Here is a 24581-nt window from a genome sequence, read left to right as displayed (position 1 = left end):
CTCTTGTCAAAACTTGCAGTGGCATCTCGAATTGCCGGGGGGCATGTTGCTGCGACAGGACAAGACCATGACTGCTCGGATCGGCTGCCAGGGCTGCCGCGAGGGAGCCGAACTCGACTTCACGTTCACGATGGCGTTCCAGCCGATTCTCGACCTCGCCGCCCAGCGCGTCTGGGGGTACGAGGCCCTCGTGCGTGGCCCGGGGGGTGAATCCGCCGCCTCGATCCTCGGCCGCGTGACGCCCGAGACCGTCTACCGGTTCGACCAGGCGGCGCGGGTCAAGGCGATCGAGCTCGCCGGCCGGCTGTTTCCCACCGACGACGCGACCCGTCTGTCGATCAACTTCATGCCGAACGCCGTCTACGAACCGGCGGCCTGCATCCGCTCGTCCCTGGAAGCGGCCCGCAAGGCGGGGTTCGCCCACGACCGGATCATGTTCGAGTTCACCGAGAACGAGAAGTTCCGCGACACTGCCCACGTCTCGCGCATCGTCGCCGAGTATCGCCGCCAGGGCTTCCTGACCGCCCTGGACGATTTCGGCGCGGGCTTCGCCGGCCTCAGCCTGCTGGCGAACTTCCAACCCGACCTCATCAAGATCGACATGGATCTGCTGCGCGGCATCGACACCGACCAGCGTCGTCAGATCATCGTGGCGGGCATCATCGGCATCGCCCGCTCCCTGGACATCGCGGTGATCGCCGAGGGGGTCGAGACGGCGTCCGAGCTGGACACCCTGCGCGACCTCGGTGCGAACCTGTTCCAGGGCTACCACTTCGCCAAGCCCCACCTGGAGGCGCTGCCCCCGGTCCGCGGCTTCCCGGTGGCCGGCTCTCCGGCGGGCGGGTTCCCCCGCGCGCATGTGGCGTGAGCCGGCCATCGGGATCCCCGCCGGTCCGCCTCAGCGCGCCGGCATCGGCATCGGCGCACCGGGGGCACCCGCCGCACCGTTGGCCGCGGAATCGCCGGCCGAGGCGATCGCCAGCATGTTCAGGAGCTTGGTCACCGAGGCCTGCGAAATCGTGGTCACGGTGGAGGCTGGATCGGCATTGACCGCCTGGAACTTCTGGTAGGTCTTGTCGCCGTAGATTTCGGTGAGGTGCTTCAGTTCGTCGAGGCTGAACTTCTCGGCATAGGCCTTCGACAGGCCGTCGAGCATCGTCTCGCGCTGCTTGTCGAACTCGGCGCGGATCTCCTTGCGCACGGCCTCGGCCTTGTCCTCCTTCATCGGCGCCACGGTCTTCTCGAGGGCGCCCGTGAAGCCGACCTCCAGGTTCTTGATCGTGGTCTTCTGCACCAAGTCCTTGGCGACGGCGATGCGCTCGGCGGCATCGTCGGCGCGGGCGGCCATCGGCAGGCAGAGGGCCGTGGTCAGGCAGAGGGTGGCGAGCAGGCGCGTCATCTTGGCGTGTCCTCAGAGATTCTTGTCGTGAGCCCGGCGCCGGGCGGCGGCGGGCGCCGCCCTCTACCCCACTTGGCCCGCGTTTGGGAGGCGGCGCAGGCTCACACCCGTTCGATGATGGTGGCGGTGCCCATACCGGCGCCGATGCACAGGGTCACCAGGGCGCGCTCCTTGCCGGTGCGCTCCAACTCGTCGAGCACGGTGCCGAGGATCATCGCGCCGGTGGCGCCCAGCGGATGGCCCATGGCGATGGCGCCGCCGCAGACGTTGATCCGGGCCGGGTCCACGTCGAAGGCCTGCTGGAAGCGCAGCACCACCGCGGCGAAGGCCTCGTTGACCTCGAACAGGTCGATGTCGGACAGGCTCATGCCGGCCCGCGCCAGGACCTTCCGCGTCACGTCCACCGGGCCGGTGAGCATGAGGGCCGGGTCCGAGCCGATATTGGCGAAGGCGCGGATGCGGGCGCGGGGCTTCAGGCCCGCGGCGCTGCCGGCCTCGCGCGATCCGATCAGCACGGCGGCGGCCCCATCGACGATGCCCGACGAGTTGCCGGCGTGGTGGACGTGGTTGACGGTCTCGACGTCCGGATGGGCGTCGATCGCCACGGCGTCGAAGCCACCCATCTGGCCCATCTGGACGAAGGAGGCCTTGAGCTGGCCAAGCGACTGCATGTCGGTGGCGGGCCGCATGTGCTCGTCGTTGGCCAGGAGCGTGATGCCGTTGATGTCGCGCACCGGCACGACCGCGTCGGCGAAGCGGCCCTCGGCCCAAGCGGTGGCCGAGCGCTTCTGCGATTCGACCGCGTAGGCGTCGCAATCGTCGCGGCTGAAGCCGTATTTCGAGGCGATGAGGTCGGCCGACACGCCCTGGGGCATGAAGTACGACTTGATCGCGATGGCGGGATCCACGGGCCAGGCGCCGCCGGAGGCGCCGAGGCCGACGCGGCTCATGGATTCGACGCCGCCGCCCACCGTCAGGTCGTGCTGCCCGGCCATCACCTGCGCGGCGGCGAAGTTCACCGCGTCGAGGCCCGAGGCGCAGAAGCGGTTAATCTGCACGCCCGGCACGTGCGTGCCGTAATCGGCCACCAGGGCCGCCGCCCGGGCGATGTCGCCGCCGGCCTCGCCCACCGGATCGACGCAGCCGAGCACCACGTCGTCGACGCGGCGCGTGTCGAGGTCGTTGCGCTCCTTGAGGGCGCGCAGCGCCACCTCGGCGAGGCGCAAGGCCGTCACCTCGTGCAGCGACCCATCGGGCTTGCCGCGGCCCCGCGGGGTGCGGACGTGGTCGTAGATGAAGGCCTCGGGCATGCGCGTTTCCCTGTTGTCCGCCCGTTCGGGGCGACGGCGTTCAAAAATCCGGTCCGGATCCGTCAGTCCGGGGCCGCGACGCGGAGCCCGGAAGCCAGAACCGCAGGTCGTGGCGAGGTCGCCCGCGCCGGCAGTTCCGGATTCCGGGTTCGCCCTATGGGCGCCCCGGACCGACGCGGCGTCTTCGGATCGCGGTCGTCCCGGTCTAAAACGCCTCGGCGCCGAGCGCCATCGTCGTCTCGGCGCCGGCCTTGATCCGCACCAGCCGGGTCGCGGTCTCGGGCAGCATCCGCTCCATGTAGAAGCGGCCCACCACCAGCTTGGCGGCCATGGCGTCCGAGGCGGCTTCGGCTTGGCGGGCCAGGGCGGCCTTGGCGATGCGCGCCCACATGTAGCCCATGGCCACGAGGCCGAGGAGGTGCATGTAGTCGGTGGCGCCGGCCCCCGCATTGTCGGGCTTCGTGAAGGCGTTCTGCATGAACCACATGGTGGCGCCCTGCAGGTCGTTGAGCCCGGCCTGGAGGGGGGCGACGTAGGGCGTCATGCCTTCGTCCTCGCCGTGGTCCTTGAGGAAGGTCTGCACCTCGCCGAGGAAGCTCATCATGGCCCGGCCGCCGTCCTTGGGCAGCTTGCGCCCGATGAGGTCCATGGCCTGGATGCCGTTGGCGCCCTCGTAGATCATCGCGATGCGGGCATCGCGCACGAACTGCGACATGCCCCATTCCTCGATGTAGCCGTGGCCGCCGAACATCTGCTGGGCCTCGACCGCGTTGGCGAAGCCCCGGTCGGTCAGCACGCCCTTTACCACCGGGGTCATCAGGCCCATGTGGTCCTCGGCGGCCTGCCGTTCGGTCGCGTCGTCGGACCGGTGGCCGATATCCGCCTGGAGGGCGGTCCAGAGCACGAGGGCGCGGGCGGCCTCGTTGAAGGCGCGGATGCCCATCAGGGTCCGGCGCACGTCGGGATGGACGATGATCGGGTCGGCGGCCCTCTCGGGCGCCTTGGCGCCGGTGAGGGCGCGGCCCTGAAGCCGGTCCTTCGCGTAGGCGACGGCGTTCTGGTAGGCGACCTCGGATTGTCCGAGACCCTGGACGCCCACCGCGAGGCGGGCCTCGTTCATCATCACGAACATCGCGTTCAGGCCGCGATTCTCCTGCCCGACGAGCCAGCCCTTCGCCCCGTCGTAGTTCATCACGCAGGTGGAATTGCCGTGGATGCCCATCTTGTGCTCGAGGGAGCCGCAGGAGACGGGATTGCGTGCGCCCAGCGAGCCGTCGGCGTTCACCAGGACCTTCGGCACCACGAAGAGCGAGATGCCCTTGGTGCCGGCCGGCGCGCCCTCGATGCGGGCGATGACGAGGTGGATGATGTTCTCGGAGAGGTCGTGCTCGCCGGCCGAGATGAAGATCTTGGTGCCGGTCAGGCTGTAGGAGCCGTCGCCGTTGGGCACCGCCTTGGTCTTGAGGAGGCCGAGATCCGTGCCGCAATGGGGCTCGGTCAGGTTCATGGTGCCGGTCCAGGCCCCTTCCACCATCTTCGGCAGGTAGAGCGCCTTCTGCTCTTCCGACCCGTGCACCAGGAGGGCCGCCATCGCGCCCTGGGTCAGGCCGGGATACATGCCGAGGGCGAGGTTGGCCCCGGAGGCGAATTCCTGGATCGCGGTGTTCAGGGTGTGCGGCAGGGCCTGCCCGCCATAGGCCTCAGGCATCGACAGGCCCATCCAGCCGCCGCCCGCATAGGCGTCGTAGGCGGCCTTGAAGCCCTGCGGGGTCGTGACGCTGCCGTCCGGATGCCGGGTGCAGCCTTCCCGATCGCCGGCGGCGTTCAGGGGGGCCAGGACGGTCTCGGCGAGCTTGGCGCCCTCGTTGAGCACCGCCTCCATCACGTCGGGAGAGGCGTCCGAGAAGCCGCGCAGGTTGTCGTAGCGGTGGAACCCGAGCACGTCGTTCAGCAGGAACAGGACGTCCTCGACCGGTGCCTTGTAGCTGGGCATCGCGCATCATCTCCCGGAAACGGTTGCGTTCCTGGTCGGACTTCCGGCCGCCGGCGCACCTGATGGTTCACACATAAACTAATCCGCAGCGGACGAAAGGGGGGCGCGCGGGGTGCCAACGGGAATCGGTCATCCGCCACCAATCGGTCAGGCCTTAACCGCCTGTTTACCAAGACTACCAAATGTCGGGGCGGACGGATCTGCCGTTAACCCCTCCCTCGCTTCTCGTGTGGCGGGGGGCGCTCGCGGATCGAACCATGGACTTCGCCGGGTCAGGTTGGACGATGACACGCAACGCGACGCTCGACCTCGAAGGCTTCGATCCGGACGTTCTCGAAGCGGCACGGGATGTCGCCCGCCGCGCCGGCATTCCGGTCGAGACCTGGATCGCCTCCATCGTCGATCCCCGGGCGCTCGCGGACAAGGCTGAGCCCGAATCACGGAGCGCGCAACCGCAGCCGGCTCCGGTCGCACCGGCCGAGCCGACCCCCGTCGCCGCCGCACCGGCGCCGGTCGAGGTCCGGTCTTCGAGCGCCGCGCCCACCGGGCCGACCGGCAAGAACGCGGCCCTCACCGAGATGATGCGTCGCCTGGACGGCATCGACCAGCGCATCGGCGCCGAGGCGCCCGTGCCGCCGGCGCCCGCCGCCCCGAAGGTCGAGCCGGCCAGCCCGCCGCCCTCCGAGATGGCCCAGCGCCTCGCGGAGATCGAGCGCCGGATGACGGAGATCGGCGCGCAACTGGCCGCGCCCCGTCCCCTCGGACGCCGCGGCCGCCCGGTCGTGACCGAGATCCGCGACGCGGTCACGGAGATCCGCCAGCGCCAGCGCGAACTGGACGGTACGCCCGCCGCGCCCGCCCAGGCCGCCGCCCCGGCCCCGGTCTCGAACGCCGCCCCGACCCTGGCCGCCCCCGTCATCGCCGAGCTCCAGAGCGAGACGGTGCGGCTGCGCGAATCGATCGGCAGCCTCGCCAGCAGCCGCGACGTCGGCGCGCTGGAGACGGCGATGCAGACCCTGGCGGCCGGTGTCGAGAAGGCGCAGGCCCCCGGCGACCTCGCCGCCATCGCGGCCCCCATCGAGGCGATCCGTGTGCAGGTCGAGCGCCTGGCCGAGGACGTCGCCGACAACGTTCACGCCCGCGTCGCCGCCGATGTCGAGCGCCTGGCCGCCAAGATGAACGGCACGTTCCAGGGCGCGCCCTCCGGCATCGCCGAGCAGGACGTGGTCGCGGGGCTGTTCCGGGAACTCGACGAGATCCGCCGCCTGATCGGCGCCCTCGCCGGACCCGAGCGGATCCAGAGCCTCGCCAACGGCCTCCAGGCCATCAGCACCCAGATCTCGCAGCTCCAGGCCGGCATGCCCGGCGAGACCGCCAGCATGGCGGAGCTCCGCCCCCTGCTGGAGGAGATCCGGATCGGCCTGCGTTCGAACGCCGAGGCCGGCATCGGCGAGCAGATCCAGGAGATGGGCGCCAAGCTCGACGCCCTGCGCGGCGCGGGCCCCATGGCCGCCCACCAGGATTCGGACGTCATTCTGCACCGGATCGATGCCCTGTCGGAGAAGGTCGACCGGGTCAGCATCAATCCCGTGGGCGACCTGATCGGACGCCTCGAAGACATCGGCGCGACCCTGCGCCGGCCGGCACTGCCCGACGAGAACCTCGCCTCGATCCACGGCATGCTGCACGAGCTGACGGTCAAGCTCGATCGCATCGGCACGGGCGAGGGCCCCCGCGACGAGGGTCTCGACGCCCTGGAGCAGCAGGTCCTGGCGCTGGCCGAGCGCATCGACACCCGAGACGCCGATCCGGCCCTGGCCGGCCTCGAGCGCACCATGACCGACCTCCTCGACCAGGTCTCGGCCCTGCGGGCCGAGGCGCCGATGGAGGCCGCCGTCGAGCGCGCCGCCCGAAACGCGGTCGCCGAGACCATGGGCGCGGCCGCCGAGACCGGCGAAGTGGCCCTCCTGCGGGCCAGCCTCGCGGATCTGCGCGCGCATCAGGTCGCCTCCGAGCAGCGGATGCAATCGACGCTGACCGGGGTCTACTCCGCCCTGGAGCGCCTGGTCGGCCGGATCGGCACCGGCGACACGGATGCCGCCCTCCTGACCGGCGCCCGGACCCCGCGGGACGCGTCCGCGAAGGACATCCTGGCCCGGGAGATGCTGGCGCGGGATCTGGCGTCGCGGGACACGGCCAACGAGTCCCTCCGGGAGCCGGGCGCCGAGCATCTCGCCGGGGGGGCACCGTCGCGCCGGCCGGATGCGGCCCGGACCGAACGCCCCCTGGTCTCGGGTCCCGATCTTCCGCTGGAGCCGGGCGCCGGACGCCCCGGCCGTGAGCGCCCGGGCAGCCGGGTCGAGGCGAGCGAGGCCGCGGGCGCGGCCGACAGCGACATCAAGACCAGCTTCATCGCCGCCGCCCGACGTGCCGCGCAGGCGGCGCAGGCAGAGGCCGCCGGGCAGGCCGAGGCGCAGGAGGGCGACGCTGTCCGCACCGGTCCCGACGCCGCGCGCCGCGACGGTCGCCTCGCGCGCTTCCGCGACGGCATCGACCGCCGCCGCAAACCGCTCCTCCTCGGCCTCGCCGCAGTGGTGCTCCTGCTCGGCGCTCTCCAGGCCGTGACCGCCCGCCGGACCGCGGACACCGCGTCATCGGGGACCGAGCCGGTCGCGACGCGCTCGGCGCCCGCCGACATCGCGGCGGCGGCACCCGATGCCGGCCCCGCAGCCGAGGCGGCCGCCAAACAGCCGGACGCCAAGACCCAGGACGCCAAAGCGCCGGATGCGAAGGGCGCGACGCCCGCCCCGGCCGATCCGCAGACGACGCAGAGTCTCTCCGAAAGCCCGCCCGCCAAGGGCACGGTGCCGGCCGTGGCCGCTCGGTCCGCGGTGCCGCGCGTGACGACGATGGCCGGACTGACCGCGGACCTCGCGGCGGTGCCGCCGAACCTGGTGAAGCTGCGCCAGGCCGCCCTCGGCGGCGACGGCGCCGCCGCCTACGACCTCGGCATGCGGGCGGCCGAAGGGCGCGGCATGACGCGCGACCCGGCGCTCGCCGTGAAGGTGTTCGAGCAGATCGCCGCCAGCGGCTTCGCGCCGGCGCAGTACAAGCTCGGGAGCCTGTACGAGAAGGGCGTCGGCGTGACCCGCGACCTGGCTCAGGCGAAACTCTGGTACGGCCGTGCCGCCGAACTCGGCAATGCCCGCGCCATGCACAACCTCGCGGTGATCTACGCCGAGAACCCGGTGGCTGGCGGCAAGCCCGACTTCGCCACCGCCTCCCTCTGGTTCAAGCGCGCGGCCGAGCTCGGCGTCCGCGACAGCCAGTACAACCTCGCGGTTCTCTACGCCCGGGGGATGGGCGTGCAGCAGGATCTCGGACAGTCCTTCCTGTGGTTCTCGGCCGCCGCCGCGCAGGGCGACGAGGACGCCGCGAAGAAGCGCGACGACGTCGCCTCGAAGCTCGACGCGAAAGCCCTGGGTGCCGCGCGGGCGCAGGTCACGGCCTTCAAGCCTAAGGTGCCGGAGCCCGCGGCCAACGAGATCCCGGCCCCGCTGCCCACGGAGAACTCGATGAGCCTGCTCGGTGCGGCGCCGCCCTCCGGCAACGTTCCGCCGGCCCGCCGGATCTGAGCGGCCGCGCGGGGGATGCGAGCTTCTGACGCCCTCCCGCTTTTGCGCCGAACCCCCGGTTCCCGGCGTTGTCGCAACGGTGATCGCCGGACCATCGTGGTCGGGTGACCCATTTCGAAGCGCAGGTCGCCTCCATCGGGCGGCCCGACAAGCGGAGAGCCGATGGCGCGCGTGACGACGGTTCCACCGGCCGCCCTGATCCTGGGGATCGCCGGGCTGATTCCGTTCCTGGGCTTCGCCCTCCTCGCCTATAGCGGCTCCGATGGCGGCCTCGGCACCATCGGCCTCAGCCCCCGCCTCATGCTCTCCACCTACGGCGCCGTCATCGCATCGTTCCTCGGCGGCATCCGCTGGGGCGCGGCGGCCGCGCGCAATTCGGGCGGCGCGGACTACGCCATCGCGATCCTGCCCTCGCTGATCGCCTGGGCGGCCCTCGCCGCCCCGATGCCCTGGGATCTGCGCATCCTCGGCATCCTTGTGCTGGCCTGGGGCCTCATCGACCAGGACCTGCCGCGCCGCGGCCTCGTCCCGGTCTGGCTCGGCCGCCTGCGCCTGGCCCTGTCGGGGGTCGCCGGGGTCTCGCTGCTCATCGCGGCCTGAATCCCGTTTGGCTCCTCGCACCGTGTCCGGTCGATCGCTTCGGTTGGCTCGCTCGGAACGGGCCCCGTCTCCCGAAAGGAGAGGGGACCGGCGCACTGAAAACGCCGGAGGTCTCGGCCGGAGAGAGGCTCAGTCCTTGCTCAGCATCGCCTTGCCGATGGCGAAGACGCGGCCGTCGCCGAGGAGGTGTGCCGTGAAGCCGGCCGGAAACAGCGGCTCGAAGGCGGCGTTGCGCACGTTGAGCCCCCCCGCATAGGCGCCGAAGGCCGGCATGATCAGCCGGCGCCCGTCGGTGACGAAGCAGCGCCGGCGCACGGCCCGCCCGCGCATCGCGACCTTTCCGCAGGGATGCAGGTGGCCGGAGACTTCGCCCTCGGGCGCATCGACGGTCGGTTCGTGCCGCAGGGTCAGGGCGCCCACCGTCAACGTCTCGGCGTAGCGGCCGCCGACGCCCTCGCTGACCGCATGGTCGTGGTTGCCGGCGATCCAGACCCAGTCGCGCCCCTCCTGCAAGGCCGCCACCATGGCGCGGTCGCCCGGCTCCATGCGCTCCGGTCCGCGGGAATCGTGGAAGGAATCGCCCAGCGCGACGACGCAAGCGGGGTCGAGCCGCGCGATCACCTCGTGCAGGCAGGCCAGGGTCTCGCGGGTGTCGTAGGGCGGCAGAAACTGCCCGGAGCGGGCCGCATAGGCCGAGCCCTTCTCCAGATGGAGGTCGGACACCACCAGGGTGCGGTGCGGGGCGAGCCAGAGGCCGCCGCAGAGGTCGAGGGCGAGGGTTTCGCCGGCGAGGGTCAGGCCGGGGGCCCGGATGGTCTTCTCAAGTCTCTGGCCGAGCGCCAAAACCGCGTCCTCTGCGTTCGGGGCAGGGCGTTTCACCACGCGCTCAGGCCAGCGCTTCTTCGAGCAGCTGCGCCTCGGCTTCGGCCAGAATCTCGTCGGCGCCCTCGCCGTAGACCCGTTCGCGCCCGATCTCGAGCATCACGGAGACGGAGAGCGGCGAGACGCGATCGAGCGCCTTGTGGATGATTCGCCCCTGGATGCGCCTCAACATCATACCGAGGCGCTTCACGTCGAGGAGTCCGGTTGCCGCATCCTGCCGCGCCGCCTTGAGCAGGAGGTGGTCCGGCTGGTGCTTGCGCAGCACGTCGTAGACCAGATCGGTGGAGATCGTGACCTGCCGGCCGGTCTTGGCCTGACCGGGATAGCGCCGCTCGATCAGCCCGGCGATCACGGCGCATTGCCGGAAGGTGCGTTTCATCATGGCGGATTCGTCGAGCCAGGCCTCGAGGTCGTCGCCCAGCATGTCCTCGGCGAACAGGGTCTCGAGGAAGTCCGGTTCCTGGCCGATGCGTTCGCCGACATCGCGGTTGAGCCAGATGGCGATGCCGTAATCGTTGGCGGCAAAGCCCAGGGGCCGCATCCGCGCCCGTTCCAGGCGGCGGGTGAGCAGCATGCCGAGGGTCTGGTGCGCGAGCCGCCCCTCGAAGGGAAAGGCCGTCAGGTAGTAGCGCCCGGCGCGGGGAAAGGTCTCCACCAGCAGTCCCGTGGGACCGGGCAGGACCGAGCGGGTCCGCTGCTGCAGGAGGTAGTCCGAAACCTGGCGCGGCAGCCGGTCCCATTCGAACGGATCGGCGATCAGGGCACGCACCCGCGCCGCCAGGAAGGTCGAGATCGGGAACTTCGCCCCCGCATAGGACGGGATCGCCGGGTCGGTGCCCGGCCCCGCGCGGGTCGCCAGGGCCTCGTCCTCGGACAGGCCCTCGAAGCGCAGCACATCGCCGGCGAACAGGAACGTGTCGCCCGGCGTCAGGGTGTCGGCGAAGTCTTCCTCGATCTCGCCCAGCACCCGGCCACCGCGGGGCAGGATCGCGCCCGGCTTGCCGCGCACGCCGCGGGCGAGCCGGACCTTCACCTTAGCGGATTCGACGATGGTGCCGACGTTCATCCGGTATTGCTGGGCGATGCGGGCATCGCGCACCCGCCACAGGCCGTCCGGCCCGCGCAGGATCTTGGCGAAGCGCTCGTAGGCCCGCAGGGCGTAGCCGCCGGTGGCGACGTAATCGACCACCGCCTCGAAATCCTGCCAGGACAGGGTGGCGTAGGGGGCGGCCGAGACGATCTCGGCGTAGAGCTGCACCGCGTCGAAGGCATCGGCACAGGCCATGCCGAGGACGTGCTGGGCCAGCACGTCGGGGGCGCCGAGGCGGGCGTCGGGCGTGTCCTGGGCGGCGGCCTCCACGGCGTCGAGGGCGGCCTGGCACTCGAGCATCTCGAACCGGTTGGCCGGCACGAGATAGGCCTTCGACGGCTCGTCCATGCGGTGGTTGGCGCGGCCGATGCGCTGCATAATCCGGCTCGCCCCCTTGGGGGCGCCGATATTCACCACGAGGTCGACGTCGCCCCAATCGATGCCGAGGTCGAGGGTGGCGGTGCAGACGATCGCCCGCAGCTGGCCCGCCGCCATGGCGGCCTCGACCCGCCGGCGCTGGGTGGCATCGAGCGAGCCGTGATGCAGGGCGATGGGATAGTTGGCGTCGTTGATGCGCCAGAGTTCCTGGAAGGTGTACTCGGCCTGGAGCCGGGTGTTGACGAAGACCAGCACGGTGCGGTGCCGCCCGATGAGGTCGTAGATCGCCGGCATCGCCTGCCAGGCGGTATGGCCGGCCAGGGGCAGGGTGAGGCCGGTCTCCAGCATGTGGAGGTCGGGGGCGGCGCCGCCCTTCACCACCACGAGCTCGGCCATGGCCGGCCTGCCGTCTTCCGTTTCGGTGGAGGAGGGGGGGTGTTGCGGAACGAGATACCGGCGCAGCTCGTCCGGCTCGCGCACGGTGGCGGAGAGGCCGATGGCCGTGAGCCCGGGGCTGAGGCGGTGCAGGCGCGCGAGCGCCAGGGACAGGAGGTCGCCGCGCTTCGAGGTGACGAGGGCGTGCAGCTCGTCGAGGACGACGCAGGACAGGCCGGCGAACAGGTCCGCCGCCTCGCGATGGGCGATGAGCAGGGCGAGCTGCTCCGGCGTGGTCAGCAGGATGTCGGGCGGTCGCGCGATCTGGCGGGTGCGCTTGTGCGAGGGCGTGTCGCCGGTGCGGGTCTCGACGCGGACGGGAAGGCCCATCTCGGCGATGGGCGCATCGAGGTTGCGGGCGATGTCGACGGCCAGCGCCTTCAGGGGCGAGACATAGAGGGTGTGTAGGCCCCGCGGCTTCGCCGACGCCGGCCGCGCCGCCAGGGCCGTGAGGCTCGGCAGGAAGCCCGCCAGCGTCTTGCCCGCGCCCGTCGGCGCCACGAGGAGCGCCGAGCGGCCGCCCCCGACGATGTCGAGGAGTTCGAGCTGGTGGGGCCGGGGCGTCCAGCCGCGCGCGGCGAACCACGCGGCGAAGCGTTCCGGCAGGGGGGATGCGGCCGCGCGCTTGCTCAGGCCAGGGCCATCAGGAAGCGGTCGATCAGCTCCAGCGCCCGCTCGGTCATCGCCCCGGGATAGCGCACGAAGATGTGGCAGCCGCCCGGATAGATCGCCGTGTGTCCGCCGTTGCCGGCGGCCGCCCAGCGGGCCGACATGTACAGCGTGTCGTCGAGGAGCGGATCGTGGGTGCCCACGGTGAACAGGGCCGGCGGCAGGCCCTTCAGGTCGGCATAGACCGGGGAGACGTCGGGCCGGCGCCGGTCGATGCCCTCGCGGACGTAGTCGTTGGCGAAGTTGGTGAGATCCCGGGTGTTCACCACCAGGCGCTCGTCGCCCCAGTTGCGCACGCTCGGGGTGAGGCCGAGGTCGAAGAAGCCGGCATTGAGGTTCGCCCCCCGGAAGGCGCGGGGCAGGCCGTGCCTGTCGCGCAGCCGCAGGAGTACCATCACGGCGAGCTGCGCGCCGGCCGATTCGCCTCCGATGGTCAGGGCGGAGATGCCGAACTCGGCCCGACCGGGACCCGCGAGCCAGAGGGCGGCGGCCTCGCAATCCTCGAGGGCCGCCGGGTAGGGGTGCTCGGGCGCGAGGCGATACTCCACCGACAGGCAGACGAAGCCGCAGACGTCCGCGATGCGCTCCAGCCACGGGTCCTGCTCGTCGGCCGAGCCCCAGACCCAGCCCCCGCGATGGATGTGCAGGTAGGCGCCGCGCAGCTTCGACCATTTCCGCGCATCGGGGCGGATGACGCGCAGCTGCAGGGGGCCGGCGGGCCCGTCGATGGTCAGGATCTCGGCCCGGGCGCTGCGCGGCATGGCCGGCGAGGCCTGCGTGCCCTGGCGGCGGCGCGCCCGGACCTCGGTGATGGGGATCGACCAGGGATCCGCCTGCGCGGCATGCGCGGCCACGATCTCGGCGTTCAGGCGCTGGGTCTCGGGGTCGATCATCGCCGGATCGAACAGGGCGTGGTCGATCATGGAGCGGTTCGTTTCATGGACGGGTCAGTCTGCGGGGCGAGGGTCGGTCGGGGACGACGCAGATCGCATCGTTAAGATGGGACCCTGCACGCGACGGTGCCATCCGTCCCCCGTGCGAAAACGCCGAACGCTCTCGCATGTGTCGTGTTTCGTGCAAACTGTGTCGCCCGCGTCACGGTTCCGCCGGGTTCGCCGGGTTGAGAGGCGGCACCGCCCGGCCCGAGGGCACGGCCCGAAGACCCGGCCCAGAGCACGGTCAAGAACACCGCCAAGAACACCGCCAAGAACACCACCAAGAACCCGGCCAAGGACACGGCGAAGAACATGGCCAAGGATAGGACCCGATGACGCTCGACCACGATCCGCGCCGCCCGCCCCCCTACGGGGGGCAGCCCTATGCCGGCGCACCGATCCCGGAGCCGGGCCGGCGCTCGGCCCTGCGGCGCTTCCTCGGCGGCTCGCCCGCTGCCGTCTTCATGAAGCTCCTGTTCCTGTCGGTGCTGGTCGGCGCCGTGATGGCGACCCTCGGCGTCACCCCCGGCCTGCTGTTCTGGCACGCCTACGACGCGGTGCGGACCCTGATCGACCTCGGTCTCGCCACCTTCCACGATTTCGGCCGCTGGATCCTGGCCGGCGCGGTCGTGGTGGTGCCCCTCTGGCTCCTGTCGCGCTTCTTCGCGGTGTCGAAGTAGCGCGTCGCCCACGAGAAAGGGGCCGGTGTGTCCACCGGCCCCTCGGGAAAGTCAGGACGCGTACGGCGCGTTCAGCGCTGGACGATGACCTTCGCGCCGACCTTGGCGCGGGTGTAGAGGTCGGCCACGTCGTCGTTGGTCATGCGGATGCAGCCCGAGGACACGGCGGTGCCGATCGTCTCCGGCTCGTTCGAGCCGTGGATGCGGTAGATCGAGTTGCCGAGATACATGGCGCGGGCGCCGAGCGGGTTCTCGATGCCGCCCTTCATGAAGCGCGGCAGATCGGGGCGGCGGCGCAGCATCTCGGCCGGGGGACGCCAATCGGGCCACTCGCGCTTCATGGTGATGGTCTGCACGCCACCCCAGGTGAAGCCCGGGCGGCCGACGCCGACGCCGTAACGCAGGGCCTTGCCGTCGCCGAGCACGTAGTAGAGGCGCCGCTCGCCGGTGGAGACCACGATGGTGCCCGGGGCGTAGCCGCCGGCATAGGCGACTTCCTCGCGCTGGATCGCCGACATCTGCGGCACGGCCGAGGACGGAGCCATCGGGTCGGCGACGGGCAGGGAGGCGTTGGCGGTGGGGAGCGCGACGGGCTCGTTCTGCGGCCGCACCCGGATGACCAGGGCGTTATCCAGCGGCTGACGGGTGAGCGGGTCGATCTCGTAGGCGGCGGCGGGCGACGCCCACGCGCCCAGCGCGCAGACGAGCCCGGTCAGGGCGGGGGCGAAACGGCGCATCGGAGCCTCTCAAAGGCGAACGTAGTCTGTGGAAACGACTTGGAAAACTTGACGCACGTTACGGTGCGAAGTGTGCCCAAGACGTAAACGCTCACGCTTCAAAGCCAAGCCGAATTTGCACTGCAACGACGCTTGCCGCCGCGTCGTGATTTCATGGCAACACCGTGGCACCTTGGCCGTGCGGGCGTCCCTCAGACGGCGTCGAGGCCGAGGTCGATGATCGGCGCGCTGTGGGTGATCCAGCCGCACGAGATCAGGTCGACGCCGGAAGCCGCCACCGCGCCCACGGTGTCGCGGTTGATCCGGCCCGAGGCCTCCGCGATGGCCCGCCCGTCGATCATCGCCACCGCCTCCGTGAGCTGCTGCGGGGACATGTTGTCGAGGAGCACCGCGTCGGCCTTCACCGAGAGCGCCTGCGCGAGCTGCTCCAGGGTATCGACCTCCACCTCGATCTTCACGAGGTGGCCGGCATAGGCCCGGGCGCGCATGATCGCCGGCACGATGCCGCCGGCGACGGCGACGTGGTTGTCCTTGATCAGCACGGCATCGTCGAGACCGTAGCGGTGGTTCGAGCCGCCCCCGGCGCGCACCGCGTGCTTCTCCAGGGCGCGCAGGCCCGGGGTCGTCTTGCGCGTGCAGACGATGCGGGCCTTGCCGTGGGGCCGGGCCGCCTCGACGAGGGAGGCGGTCGCGGTGGCGACGCCGGATAGGCGGCACAGCAGGTTGAGGGCGACGCGCTCGGCCGTGAGGATGGCCCGGGCCGGGCCGGCGAGGCGGATCACCACGTCGCCCGGCTTCACCCGGGTGCCGTCGCCCCGCTCCACCGTGACGGCGACGCTCGGATCGATCAGCCCGAAGGCGATCATCGCGGTGTCGACCCCGGAGATCACCCCGTCCTGGCGGGCGGCGATGACGCCCTCCAGGCGGGCGCTGGCCGGCACGATGGCGTCGGTGGTGATGTCGCCGGCCCGTCCGAGGTCTTCCAGCAACGCCGCGCGGACGATGGGCTCCACCATCAGGCGGGGCAGGGGAGGCAGCTCTGAGGGATCGGACATGGTCCAGCTTCCGGGATGGAGGACGAGGGCCGGCCCCGCCCCTGGGGACCGGACCGGGTTCGCGAGGCTCAGGCGGCGACGACGGCCCGGCCGGGCGCGACCGCCTCGGCCATCGCCCAGAGGTCGGACAGCGCCAGCTCGGTATGCACCGGCGCCTCCTGGGCGGGATGATCGGTGCGCCAGTGCGCGCCGCGGCTCTCCCGCCGCGACAGGGCCGAGGCCGCGATGGCGAGGCTGGTCAGGGCGACGTCGCAGCCGCCCCGCGCCGCCGGGGCGAGGTGGCGCACGGCCTCGGCGAGACCGTCCGCCGCGCGCACAACGCCCACCTGCCGCTCCATCACGGTGCGCAGGGCGTCGGGGTCGCCCTCGCTCCGGGGCGTCGCGGCCTCGGCGCGGGCCTGGCCCGGGGCCGGGACCGCGGAGGCGGCCTCGGCGATCGCCGGGGCGAAGGCCATCGCTTCGAGCAGCGAGTTGCTGGCGAGCCGGTTGGCGCCGTGCAGCCCGGTCGAGGCGACCTCGCCGCAGGCGAACAGGCCCGGCACGGTGCTGGCGCCGGTCGCGTCCACCTTCACGCCGCCCATGTGGTAGTGCGCGGCCGGCCGGACCGGGATCGCCTGGATTCGCGGATCGATGCCGGCCGCGGCGCAGAGGCCGGCAACCGTGGGAAACCGCGTGGCCATGCGGGCGCCGAGATCGCCGCGACAATCGAGGAAGACCCGCGCGCCGCGGGCCTGCGCCTGGAAGATGCCCCGCGCCACCACGTCCCGCGGGGCGAGATCGCCCCCGGCGATGCCCGCCATGACGGGCGCGCCGGTCTCGTCGATCAGCCGCGCCCCCTCGCCGCGCAGGGCTTCGGTGGCCAGGGGCATCGGATCGGCGCCGGTGGCGATGGCGGTGGGGTGGAACTGCACGAACTCCATGTCGCGCAGCACGGCGCCGGCCCGGACCGCTAGGGCGAGGCCGCGCCCGGTGGCCCCCCGCGGGTTGGTGGTCGAGGCATAGAGCGCCCCGACCCCGCCCGTGGCCAGAACGACGGCGCGGCCCGGCAGGGAGAAGCGCACGCCGTCGCGCTCGCAGACCACGCCGGCCACGGCGCCGCGGGCATCCCGCATCAGGTCGCGGGCCGAGGCCACGAGGATGGTGACGGAGGGCGTGCGCGCGACAACCCGGACCAGTGTTTCGAGCACCATCCGGCCGGTGGAATCCCCGCCGGCCCGGACGATGCGGCGGCGGGAGTGTGCCGCCTCGAGGCCGAGGGCGAGGCCGCCGGCGGCGTCCCGGTCGAAGGGGGCCGCGAGGCCGACGAGCCAGTCGATCAGGCCGGGGCCGGCCTCGGCGACGCGCAGGGCCACGTCGGCCTCGGTCAGCCCGGCCCCCGCCGCCACCGTGTCGGCGGCGTGCAGGGCCGGAGCGTCGTCGCTCCCCATGGCGGCGGCGATGCCGCCTTGCGCCCAGCCGGTGGCGGTGCCGAACCCGAGGGGCGCGGCGGTGACCAGGGTGACGGCGCGCGGCGCGAGGCGCAGGGCCGTTGCGAGGCCGGCGATGCCGGCGCCGACCACGATGATCCGGTCCGAGCCCGGAAGCGCGAAGGAGATCGGGGCGTGCGCGTTCATCGCGTCCGCACCGCGAGCATGCGCTCCACCGCCATCCGGGCGCGCTCGGCGAGGGCGGGCTCCACCGTGACCTCCTCCGTCATGGTCTCCAGGGCGTGACGGATGTTCTTCAGGCTCATGCGCTTCATGTGCGGACACAGGTTGCAGGGCTTGATGAACTCGATGTCCGGATTGGCCGCCGCGATGTTGTCGCCCATGGAGCACTCGGTCACGAGCACCACCTGCTTGGGCCGCTTCTCCAGGACGAAGTTCATCATCATCGCGGTCGAGCCCGAGAAGTCGGCCTCGGCGACGACCTCCGGCGGGCATTCCGGGTGCGTGATGACGGTGACGCCCGGATAGCTCTCGCGCACCTCGCGGATGTCGGCGGGGGTGAACTGCTCGTGCACCTCGCAATGGCCGGCCCAGGTCAGGATCTCGACCTCGGGCACCATCGCCTGGACGTTCTGCGCCAGGAACTCGTCCGGGATCATCAGCACGCGCGGCGCGTTCAGCGAGCGCACCACCTCGACGGCGTTGCCGGAGGTGCAGCACAGGTCGGATTCGGCCTTCACCGCCGCCGAGGTGTTGACGTAGGTGACGATCGGAACGCCCGGGTACTTCGCCCGCAGGCCGCGTACGTCCGCCGCCGTGATCGAGTCGGCCAGGGAGCAGCCGGCCCGGCTGTCGGGGATCAGCACCGTCTTGCCCGGGTTCAGGAGCTTGGCCGTCTCCGCCATGAAGTGGACGCCGGCGAGCACGATGACGTCGGCATCCACGGTCACGGCCTCGCGGGCCAGCGCCAGGCTGTCGCCGACGATGTCCGCCACCGTGTGGAAGATCTCCGGCGCCTGGTAGTTGTGGGCCAGGATGACGGCGTTGCGGGTCTTCTTCAGTTCGAGGATCGCGGCGACGTCCTCGGCCAGGGCGGGCCACTCGATCGCCGGCACGTGACGGCTCACGCGGGCGTAGATGTCCGGCAGGGGAAAGCCCGCGGGAAGGCCTTGGGAAGCCGGGCCGATCGGGAGACTGGTCGCCGCCATTGACGCGTCCTCACTTATGCTCAAACTGAGCATTGTGCCGACTAACGTAGGCGGCCCCGATCGCCTTGTCCAGATATACAGGGTTTGAGCATAACGTTTTTGCGATGCGAAAATGACGCTGCACCGCGAATGTCATTCGGGTCCGGCAGGGGGGTCAGGCGGGGCGGCGGACCGGGCGCAGGCGGAAGCCCGGGGCCGGGCGCTCCAGCAGAACCTCGCGGCGGAAGCGCACCAGGCGGGCCGGGCGGCCGGTCGCGCCGCTGGTGACGTCGTCGGTTTCCTCCACCAGACCCTGCTGCGCCACGAGGCGGCGGAAGTTCTGCTTGTGCAGGTTGGTGCCGGACAGGGCCTCCACCGTGCGCTGCAGCTGGAAGAGCGTGAAGGTCGGGGGCATCAGCTCGAACACCACCGGGCGGTACTTGATCTTGCCCCGCAGGCGGCCAATCGCGGTGGCGAGCACCCGGCGATGGTCGAGGGCCATGGGCTGGCCGGTGATCGCGAGGTCGTCTTCGCGGGCCTCGCCGGACTGGCCCTGCGCTTCCGGGATCAACCCGGCCTCGAACAGCAGCTCGTAGCGCTCCAGCACCCGCTCCTCGTTCCAGGCGCCGCCGCAGAGGCCGAAGGTCAGGCCGAGGCGGTCCTCCCGCCGGCGGCGCAGCTTCGGGTCGGGGGCCTGCTCGGCCCAGGCCAGGAGCTGGGTCTCGATCTCGCCGAGGGATTCGGGCCGGCCCTCCCGCCAATCCTCCCAGGGCAGGTAGCGGTACCAGTTGCGCCAGGAGGCCTCCGCCAGTCCGCCGGGACGTACCTCGCGCACCAGGGCGAGATAGGCCACCGACAGGGAGTGCAGGCCGCCGGCATCGTCGCCCTGCCTGTCGCGGTCGCCGAAGGTGTAGAGCTGCTCGACGTAGCCGAGGCGCTGGTGGGTCTGGCGCTCGACCCATGCGCGCAGGCCGCGCTCCAGTGTCGGGTGCTCGGGCACCAGTGGCCCCGCCGGGAGGCCGTCCGAGCGGCCCCTGGCCTGGCCTCCGACCTGGACCGTGAGGGCGCGCGGCTCGCCGTCGGTGGCGGCGACGATGACGGCCACGAGCCCGACGGCGGAGGGATTGGAGAGCTCCCCCTCCGAATCCCGCTGGGTCTCCTCCGCCGTGGTCACGCGCCCCGATCCCCGCCGCTATCCGTCTGGTCCGCCTTGCCTACCCCTGCTCATGGCACATCGCGGCGGCGTGATGAATGTGGAAAAACCGCCGCGGCGCATTCGTCCCAAGGGGGGTATCGGTGCATGCGCCCCCAGTCGGGATCGGGGCGGACGCCTCAGGGCTGGCTGCGGGGCAGGGCGCGGGCGGGGTTGCCCACCACCGTGGCGCCCTCGGGAACGTCGCGGGTGACGACGCTGCCAGCGCCGATGATGGCGTGGTCGCCCACGGTGATGCCGGGGAGCAGGATCGCGCCGCCGCCGATCCAGACGTTGCGGCCGATCCGGATCGGGCGGGCGAATTCGAGGCCGGCCTCCCGCGGACCGGGCTCGCGCGGATGGTCCGGCGTGAGAATCTGAACGCCGGGCCCGATCTGGGTGCGGTCGCCGATGCTGACCGGAGCGCAATCGAGGATGACGCAGCCGAAGTTCAGGAAGACGTGGGCGCCCAGGCTGATGTGCAGCCCGTAATCGCAGTGGAACGGCGGCCGGATCACCGCGCCGTCGCCCACCGCGGCGAGGCGTTCGCGCAGGAGGTCGCGGCGGATCGCGGGGGTCTCCGCCAGGGCCGCGTTGTAGCGCTGCATCCAGACCTTGCAGGCATGGCTGTCGGCGTGAAGCTCCGGGTCGTCGGGATCGTAGATCTCGCCGGCGAGCATCTTCTGCTTCTGCGTGCGGTCCATGCGCGGAGCGTGTCCCTGTCTGGCTGACGGTCGGGTTCGGGGGTGGCAACGCGACACCGCGCCGGAAAGCTCCGCCCGTGCCGGCGCTTCCGATCGCGGCGGCGCAGCCCTACAGTGCGGCACACCAGCGACGGAACCGGGGAAACGCAGCGTGATCGGACGGGACGAAGCCATCGGACGGGGCCGGCCGGTCGATCTGCGGCTCTACGGCCTCCTCGATACCGGCGTCTCCGGCACCGACGGCGCGCGCCTCGCCGCGATGGCCGCGGAGGCCGTGCAGGGCGGGTGCACGCTCCTGCAGTACCGGGAGAAGGCGATCGCGGATGCCCGGGCGGCCCTGGCCCGCATCCGGGCGATCCAGGCGGCGCTGGCGGGCACGGGGGTGCCGCTCCTGATCAACGACCGGGTCGACCTCGCCCTCGCCGCCGGCGTGGAGGGCGTGCATCTCGGGCAGAGCGACCTGCACCCGGCCGAGGCCCGCCGCCTCCTCGGCCGCGCGGCGCTCATCGGCCTCACCCTGAAGACCGGCACCCAGGCCGACGAGCTCTACCGCCTGCCGGTGGACTACGCCTGCATCGGCGGGGTGTTCGCGACGACGAGCAAGGACAATCCCGACCCGCCGGTGGGGCTCGACGGCCTCGCCCGCATCGTCTTCCGGGGGCGCCTCGCCCGCGGCGCCGCCTTCCCCCTCGGGGCGATCGCCGGCATCGATTCCAGCAACGCGGCGGCCGTCATCGAGGCCGGGGCCGACGGGATCGCGGTGATCTCCTCGCTCTTTTCCGGCGAGTCGGTGGCCGGGCGCGCCCGCGACCTGCGCTTCCGGGTCGATTCGGCCCTCGCCGCGCGGGGCGTCGCGGCCTAAGCTGCGGAAAACGCCAGGATCTCCAAGCCATGACCTTCATCGCCGTCACCATCGCGGGATCCGATTCGAGCGGCGGGGCCGGCATCCAGGCCGACCTGAAGACCTTCGCGGCCCTGCGGGTCTACGGGGCGAGCGTCATCACCGCCCTGACCGCGCAGAACACCCGCGGCGTCCAGGCCATCCACGACGTGCCGGCCGATTTCGTGACGGCGCAGATCGACAGCGTGTTCTCCGACCTCGCCGTCGGGGCGGTGAAGATCGGGATGCTGTCGCATGTGGCCACCATCGAGGCGGTGGCGGCCGGCCTCGCCCGCCACGCGGGCCGGATCCCGATCGTGCTCGATCCCGTGATGGTGGCGACCTCGGGCGACCGGCTGATCTCGGAGGCCGCAGTGGAGGCCCTGCGCCGCCACCTCCTGCCGCTGGCCGACCTCGTCACCCCCAACCTGCCGGAGACCGCGACCCTGATCGGCGAATTCACCGCCGAGACCGAGAACGCCGCCGTGGCCCAGGGGCGCCGCCTCCTCGCCATCGGGGCCAGGGCCGTCCTGGTGAAGGGCGGCCACGGCGAGGGCGACGAGAGCGTCGACCACCTGATGCGCGGCGACGGCACGCTCCGGCGCTTCGCCGCCCCGCGCATCCGCACCCGCAACACTCACGGAACCGGCTGCACCCTGTCGTCGGCCGTGGCGGCAGGCCTCGCCCGGGGCCTGCCGATGGTCGAGGCGGTCGCGCAGGCCAAGCGCTACGTCTCCGCCGCCATCGCGGGGGCGGACGGTGTTCCCGTCGGGCACGGCCACGGCCCGGTGCACCATTTCCATGCCCTCTGGGTCTGACCGCGCCTTGCGTCGCCCCGCCGTTTGCGTTTGAAGTACCGCACAAGCGTCCGGTTAACGGAACGGACGCGCGGATCTCGGAACAGATGGACGACCAGGTGACGACGCCCGAGCGCGGGCGGCAGCGGGACATACTCACAGGGGCGCAGGTGCTCTCCGGGCAGCTCGGCAAGACGATCCAGCGCCTGCGCAAGGCCTACAACCTGTCGCTGTCGGAGCTGGCCGAGCAGTCCGGGGTGGCCAAGTCGATCATCAGCCAGATCGAGCGCAACGAAACCAACCCGACCCTGGCCACCATCTGGCGCCTGAGCCAGGCCCTCGACGTCTCGATCGAGCGGGTGCTCGCGACGAGCGACGAGGAGCCCTTCATCGAGAAGACCTCCCGCGCCGATACGCCGATCCTGGTCTCGGACGACGGCAGGGTCCGCCTCGCCATCATCGGCTGGATCAAGACCGTCGAGTGGCTGCAATGGTACGACCTCACCGCCGATCCGGGCGGCGTGCTCGATTCCGACCCGCACCAGCGCGGCTCGGTGGAATCGCTGACGGTGACGTCGGGGCTGCTCGAGGTCGAGGTCGCCGGCACCGTCCAGCGCGCCCGGGCCGGCGAGACCCTGCGCTACCGCTGCGACCGGCCGCACACCGTGCGCTGCATCGGGCCGGAGCCGGCCAAGGCCATCATGGTCGTCATCATGAAGGCGGCCGTGATGGAATGAGGCCGGGAGGGCGTCGGCCCCGCGAGCCTCAGCGGCCGGAATTCACCCAGGCCACCATCTCGCCCAGCACCCGCGCCAGCGCGGCATCGAGGCCCACGGCGGCGGTGCCGGCATCGACCTTCTGCACCGGCACGCGGGCGGTGAAGATCCGCGCCGCGATCACCTTGCCCGTGCCCTCCGCAATGATCTTGGCGGAGATGTCGACCACCGCCTCGCCGGAGCCGGCGGCGATGTCGAAGGCCCGGATCTCGCTGATGAGCTGGTAGTCGGACACGATCTTGTCGCCCGGGCGGCTCACCGACTTCAGGCGGCCGGAATTCTCCAGGCTCTGGATCAGCCGCGTCTGGATCAGGCGCGGCAGGCGGTCGGCCCATTGGCCGCCGCCGAGGAAGGACAGGGCTCCGCCCGGCTCGCGCACGATGATGCGGTCCGCCTCGAAGGGCTGGATGCCCACGGGCTCGGCCACGCTGAACGACCGAGCCGCGCCGACGGCCCGCCCGCTGGGGGGCAGCGCGGCGAGATCGAAGGTGAGCGGCACCGCGCCGCCGCCGCAGCCGCCGAGGCCGGTGGCGAGAAGCATCGCGACGAGCGCGGGGGCCGTCTGGTGAAGTGTCATACGCATTCCGGAAACCCGTCGCCGCACTGACGCACAGCGTGGCGGTAAACTAACTCAAGTCCGGAATGTTGCCGTGCGCCGCAGCACGCATGGCCGGAGAGCGGTTGCTTCAACGACCACCGTTGTATTCCGGCAACGATGGCTTGCCGCCGAAGATGACCTGCGACGGATCCCGCTCGAGGCTCTTCACCGTGCGGTTCAGGGTGTTGAGCGTACGCTGGCCGTCGGTCGAGAGCGCCTCCACCTCGCGCCGTCCGGTGCCGCTGAGGCGGTTGAAGCTGGTGGCGATGTTCGAGGTCCGCTTGTCGAGGTTCTCGGAGAGGGTCCGGAAGGCCCGCCCGGCGTCGCGAACGGAGATCGCCGCCTCGCGCACCTCGGTGAAGGTGCTGGTGCCGGCCGAGCCGGAGGCCGAGCCGAGGAAGCCCTCGGCCCCCTTCAGGACGGCATCGACGCGGTCGGCGGAGGCGTTGAGCTTTGCCGCCAGGGACCGGGCGTCCTTGAGGGCGCCCTCGATGTCCGGGCTCCCGGCGGCGAGGGCGCTCGAAAACCGCTCGGCATTGTCGATCACGCGATTCAGCTTCTGGCCGTCGATCGCCTTCACGAGGCCGCTCACCGCCGGCCCGGCCTCCGCGAGGGTCTTCGAGAAGGTTTCCACGTTGGCCAGGGTCCGGGTGATCGCGCCTTCGTTGCCGGCCACCACCTTGTCGAGGCGCTGGAGCACGTCGTCGGCCCGCTGGGCGATCTGCTTGGCCGCCGCCATCATGTCCTGGATGTCGGAGCTGTCGGCGAAGATCGTCGGCATCTGGTCGCCCGAGCCCGGCGTCAGGGCCGGGGCGTCGGCGTTGCCGCCCGACAGGGAGATCGTCGAGACGCCGGTGAGCATCGCCGAATCGAGGCGGGCGCGGGTGTCGGCGCGCAGGGGCGTGGTGCGCTCGACCTCCACGATGGCTACGACGCGGCGCGGGTCCTGCGGCAGCAGGCGCACGTCCATGACCTCGCCGACCTTGATGCCGTTGAAGGCCACCGTGGAGCCCTTGGCGAGCCCGCCGACGCTGCCGGAGAACACGATGCGCACGGCCTGCCGGACCTGGCTCCGGGACCCGCCCTGCAGCCAGAACACGAAGCCGAAGGCCGCCACCAGGACCGCGAGGGTGAAGGCGCCGATCAGCGCGTAATTCGCACGAGTCTCCATCGGATCAGCAATACCTTGACGGGGTGGGGCACGGGCGGTGCGCGGCGGCAC

General features: G+C 71.7%; 21 protein-coding genes. 7 read left to right on the top strand and 14 right to left on the bottom strand.

The window, feature by feature from the left end:
* Positions 1 to 67: 67 nt before the first annotated feature.
* Positions 68 to 868 (top strand): EAL domain-containing protein, encoded by an 801-nt coding sequence (locus tag ASF41_RS00565; protein ID WP_056217457.1) that lies wholly within the window; start codon positions 68 to 70, stop codon positions 866 to 868.
* 30 nt (positions 869 to 898) lie between these two features.
* Here ASF41_RS00565 and ASF41_RS00560 read toward each other — a convergent pair whose 3' ends face one another.
* The 3 genes from ASF41_RS00560 to ASF41_RS00550 form a co-directional block, all read right to left on the bottom strand.
* Positions 899 to 1399: a hypothetical protein gene (locus ASF41_RS00560; RefSeq protein ID WP_056217132.1), complete on the bottom strand. Its 501-nt coding sequence runs from the start codon at positions 1397 to 1399 to the stop codon at positions 899 to 901.
* A 101-nt stretch (positions 1400 to 1500) separates the two neighbouring features.
* On the bottom strand, positions 1501 to 2709 hold the full coding sequence (locus ASF41_RS00555; protein ID WP_056489953.1) for an acetyl-CoA C-acetyltransferase: 1209 nt from the start codon (positions 2707 to 2709) through the stop codon (positions 1501 to 1503).
* Positions 2710 to 2914: 205 nt separating this feature from the next.
* Entirely contained in the window at positions 2915 to 4702 is a 1788-nt protein-coding gene (locus ASF41_RS00550) for an acyl-CoA dehydrogenase C-terminal domain-containing protein (RefSeq protein ID WP_056489950.1), read from the bottom strand.
* A gap of 284 nt (positions 4703 to 4986) precedes the next feature.
* Here ASF41_RS00550 and ASF41_RS00545 point away from each other — a divergent pair, with 284 nt between their 5' ends.
* Positions 4987 to 8337: a tetratricopeptide repeat protein gene (locus ASF41_RS00545; RefSeq protein WP_056491173.1), complete on the top strand. Its 3351-nt coding sequence runs from the start codon at positions 4987 to 4989 to the stop codon at positions 8335 to 8337.
* Positions 8338 to 8499: 162 nt separating this feature from the next.
* Positions 8500 to 8937: a DUF3429 domain-containing protein gene (locus ASF41_RS00540; RefSeq protein WP_056217143.1), complete on the top strand. Its 438-nt coding sequence runs from the start codon at positions 8500 to 8502 to the stop codon at positions 8935 to 8937.
* Between the two features lie 129 nt (positions 8938 to 9066).
* Here ASF41_RS00540 and pdeM read toward each other — a convergent pair whose 3' ends face one another.
* The 3 genes from pdeM to ASF41_RS00525 are packed head-to-tail and all read right to left on the bottom strand — an operon-like array spanning position 9067 to position 13314.
* Positions 9067 to 9780: a ligase-associated DNA damage response endonuclease PdeM gene (gene pdeM / locus ASF41_RS00535; protein WP_056350395.1), complete on the bottom strand. Its 714-nt coding sequence runs from the start codon at positions 9778 to 9780 to the stop codon at positions 9067 to 9069.
* A gap of 43 nt (positions 9781 to 9823) precedes the next feature.
* A complete protein-coding gene (locus ASF41_RS00530) occupies positions 9824 to 12355 on the bottom strand; it encodes a ligase-associated DNA damage response DEXH box helicase (RefSeq protein WP_056491170.1) in 2532 nt (843 codons plus the stop codon).
* Positions 12352 to 13314 (bottom strand): alpha/beta hydrolase, encoded by a 963-nt coding sequence (locus ASF41_RS00525; RefSeq protein WP_056350586.1) that lies wholly within the window; start codon positions 13312 to 13314, stop codon positions 12352 to 12354. The genes ASF41_RS00530 and ASF41_RS00525 overlap by 4 nt, the downstream gene beginning before the upstream one ends.
* A 344-nt stretch (positions 13315 to 13658) precedes the next feature.
* Between ASF41_RS00525 and ASF41_RS00515 the strand changes: the two genes are divergently transcribed.
* A complete protein-coding gene (locus ASF41_RS00515; RefSeq protein ID WP_056217156.1) occupies positions 13659 to 14006 on the top strand; it encodes a DUF6460 domain-containing protein in 348 nt (115 codons plus the stop codon).
* A gap of 71 nt (positions 14007 to 14077) precedes the next feature.
* Here ASF41_RS00515 and ASF41_RS00510 read toward each other — a convergent pair whose 3' ends face one another.
* From ASF41_RS00510 to ASF41_RS00485, 6 genes are all read right to left on the bottom strand, one after another.
* Entirely contained in the window at positions 14078 to 14743 is a 666-nt protein-coding gene (locus ASF41_RS00510) for a L,D-transpeptidase (RefSeq protein WP_056217160.1), read from the bottom strand.
* A 191-nt stretch (positions 14744 to 14934) separates the two neighbouring features.
* Positions 14935 to 15798 carry a carboxylating nicotinate-nucleotide diphosphorylase gene (gene nadC / locus ASF41_RS00505; RefSeq protein WP_056489944.1) on the bottom strand — a complete coding sequence of 288 codons (864 nt, stop codon included), beginning with the start codon at positions 15796 to 15798 and terminating at the stop codon, positions 14935 to 14937.
* Positions 15799 to 15866: 68 nt separating this feature from the next.
* Positions 15867 to 17411 carry an L-aspartate oxidase gene (locus tag ASF41_RS00500; RefSeq protein WP_056489941.1) on the bottom strand — a complete coding sequence of 515 codons (1545 nt, stop codon included), beginning with the start codon at positions 17409 to 17411 and terminating at the stop codon, positions 15867 to 15869.
* The gene (nadA, locus tag ASF41_RS00495) at positions 17408 to 18433 is read right to left on the bottom strand and encodes a quinolinate synthase NadA (RefSeq protein ID WP_056489938.1); all 1026 of its coding nucleotides are present in this window, start codon (positions 18431 to 18433) and stop codon (positions 17408 to 17410) included. The genes ASF41_RS00500 and nadA overlap by 4 nt, the downstream gene beginning before the upstream one ends.
* Before the next feature lie 154 nt (positions 18434 to 18587).
* Positions 18588 to 19586: an NrtR DNA-binding winged helix domain-containing protein gene (locus ASF41_RS00490; RefSeq protein ID WP_056489934.1), complete on the bottom strand. Its 999-nt coding sequence runs from the start codon at positions 19584 to 19586 to the stop codon at positions 18588 to 18590.
* Between the two features lie 158 nt (positions 19587 to 19744).
* Positions 19745 to 20308: a sugar O-acetyltransferase gene (locus tag ASF41_RS00485; RefSeq protein WP_056269684.1), complete on the bottom strand. Its 564-nt coding sequence runs from the start codon at positions 20306 to 20308 to the stop codon at positions 19745 to 19747.
* A 151-nt stretch (positions 20309 to 20459) separates the two neighbouring features.
* Between ASF41_RS00485 and thiE the strand changes: the two genes are divergently transcribed.
* The 3 genes from thiE to ASF41_RS00470 all read left to right on the top strand — a co-directional run bounded on the left by thiE (position 20460) and on the right by ASF41_RS00470 (position 22722).
* A complete protein-coding gene (gene thiE, locus ASF41_RS00480) occupies positions 20460 to 21170 on the top strand; it encodes a thiamine phosphate synthase (protein ID WP_056489931.1) in 711 nt (236 codons plus the stop codon).
* 29 nt (positions 21171 to 21199) lie between these two features.
* Positions 21200 to 22006 carry a bifunctional hydroxymethylpyrimidine kinase/phosphomethylpyrimidine kinase gene (gene thiD / locus ASF41_RS00475; protein ID WP_056489929.1) on the top strand — a complete coding sequence of 269 codons (807 nt, stop codon included), beginning with the start codon at positions 21200 to 21202 and terminating at the stop codon, positions 22004 to 22006.
* Between the two features lie 86 nt (positions 22007 to 22092).
* Positions 22093 to 22722 (top strand): helix-turn-helix domain-containing protein, encoded by a 630-nt coding sequence (locus ASF41_RS00470; RefSeq protein WP_056217184.1) that lies wholly within the window; start codon positions 22093 to 22095, stop codon positions 22720 to 22722.
* A 28-nt stretch (positions 22723 to 22750) separates the two neighbouring features.
* Here the strand turns inward: ASF41_RS00470 and ASF41_RS00465 are convergent, their stop codons facing one another.
* Both ASF41_RS00465 and ASF41_RS00460 read right to left on the bottom strand, forming a co-directional pair.
* Complete coding sequence (locus ASF41_RS00465) at positions 22751 to 23344, bottom strand: ABC-type transport auxiliary lipoprotein family protein (RefSeq protein WP_056269677.1); 594 nt, start codon at positions 23342 to 23344, stop codon at positions 22751 to 22753.
* 103 nt (positions 23345 to 23447) lie between these two features.
* Entirely contained in the window at positions 23448 to 24530 is a 1083-nt protein-coding gene (locus tag ASF41_RS00460; protein WP_056217193.1) for an MlaD family protein, read from the bottom strand.
* Positions 24531 to 24581 lie beyond the last annotated feature (51 nt).

This window comes from Methylobacterium sp. Leaf111, from assembly GCF_001423285.1.
In the GTDB taxonomy this organism is placed as follows: Bacteria; Pseudomonadota; Alphaproteobacteria; order Rhizobiales; family Beijerinckiaceae; genus Methylobacterium.
This window is presented reverse-complemented; position numbering and strand designations above follow the sequence as displayed.

What these genes read in the sequence shown, in the direction of transcription:
- ASF41_RS00545 (WP_056491173.1), top strand. Translation starts at nt 4,987, where the DNA reads ATGACACGCAACGCGACGCTCGACCTCGAAGGCTTCGATCCGGACGTT.
- ASF41_RS00470 (WP_056217184.1), top strand. Translation starts at nt 22,093, where the DNA reads ATGGACGACCAGGTGACGACGCCCGAGCGCGGGCGGCAGCGGGACATA.
- ASF41_RS00500 (WP_056489941.1), bottom strand. Translation starts at nt 17,411, where the DNA reads ATGAACGCGCACGCCCCGATCTCCTTCGCGCTTCCGGGCTCGGACCGG.
- ASF41_RS00560 (WP_056217132.1), bottom strand. Translation starts at nt 1,399, where the DNA reads ATGACGCGCCTGCTCGCCACCCTCTGCCTGACCACGGCCCTCTGCCTG.
- nadA (WP_056489938.1), bottom strand. Translation starts at nt 18,433, where the DNA reads ATGGCGGCGACCAGTCTCCCGATCGGCCCGGCTTCCCAAGGCCTTCCC.
- ASF41_RS00465 (WP_056269677.1), bottom strand. Translation starts at nt 23,344, where the DNA reads ATGCGTATGACACTTCACCAGACGGCCCCCGCGCTCGTCGCGATGCTT.
- ASF41_RS00565 (WP_056217457.1), top strand. Translation starts at nt 68, where the DNA reads ATGACTGCTCGGATCGGCTGCCAGGGCTGCCGCGAGGGAGCCGAACTC.
- ASF41_RS00550 (WP_056489950.1), bottom strand. Translation starts at nt 4,702, where the DNA reads ATGCCCAGCTACAAGGCACCGGTCGAGGACGTCCTGTTCCTGCTGAAC.
- nadC (WP_056489944.1), bottom strand. Translation starts at nt 15,798, where the DNA reads ATGTCCGATCCCTCAGAGCTGCCTCCCCTGCCCCGCCTGATGGTGGAG.
- ASF41_RS00515 (WP_056217156.1), top strand. Translation starts at nt 13,659, where the DNA reads ATGACGCTCGACCACGATCCGCGCCGCCCGCCCCCCTACGGGGGGCAG.
- thiD (WP_056489929.1), top strand. Translation starts at nt 21,200, where the DNA reads ATGACCTTCATCGCCGTCACCATCGCGGGATCCGATTCGAGCGGCGGG.
- ASF41_RS00485 (WP_056269684.1), bottom strand. Translation starts at nt 20,308, where the DNA reads ATGGACCGCACGCAGAAGCAGAAGATGCTCGCCGGCGAGATCTACGAT.
- ASF41_RS00540 (WP_056217143.1), top strand. Translation starts at nt 8,500, where the DNA reads ATGGCGCGCGTGACGACGGTTCCACCGGCCGCCCTGATCCTGGGGATC.
- ASF41_RS00510 (WP_056217160.1), bottom strand. Translation starts at nt 14,743, where the DNA reads ATGCGCCGTTTCGCCCCCGCCCTGACCGGGCTCGTCTGCGCGCTGGGC.
- ASF41_RS00525 (WP_056350586.1), bottom strand. Translation starts at nt 13,314, where the DNA reads ATGATCGACCACGCCCTGTTCGATCCGGCGATGATCGACCCCGAGACC.
- ASF41_RS00555 (WP_056489953.1), bottom strand. Translation starts at nt 2,709, where the DNA reads ATGCCCGAGGCCTTCATCTACGACCACGTCCGCACCCCGCGGGGCCGC.
- ASF41_RS00460 (WP_056217193.1), bottom strand. Translation starts at nt 24,530, where the DNA reads ATGGAGACTCGTGCGAATTACGCGCTGATCGGCGCCTTCACCCTCGCG.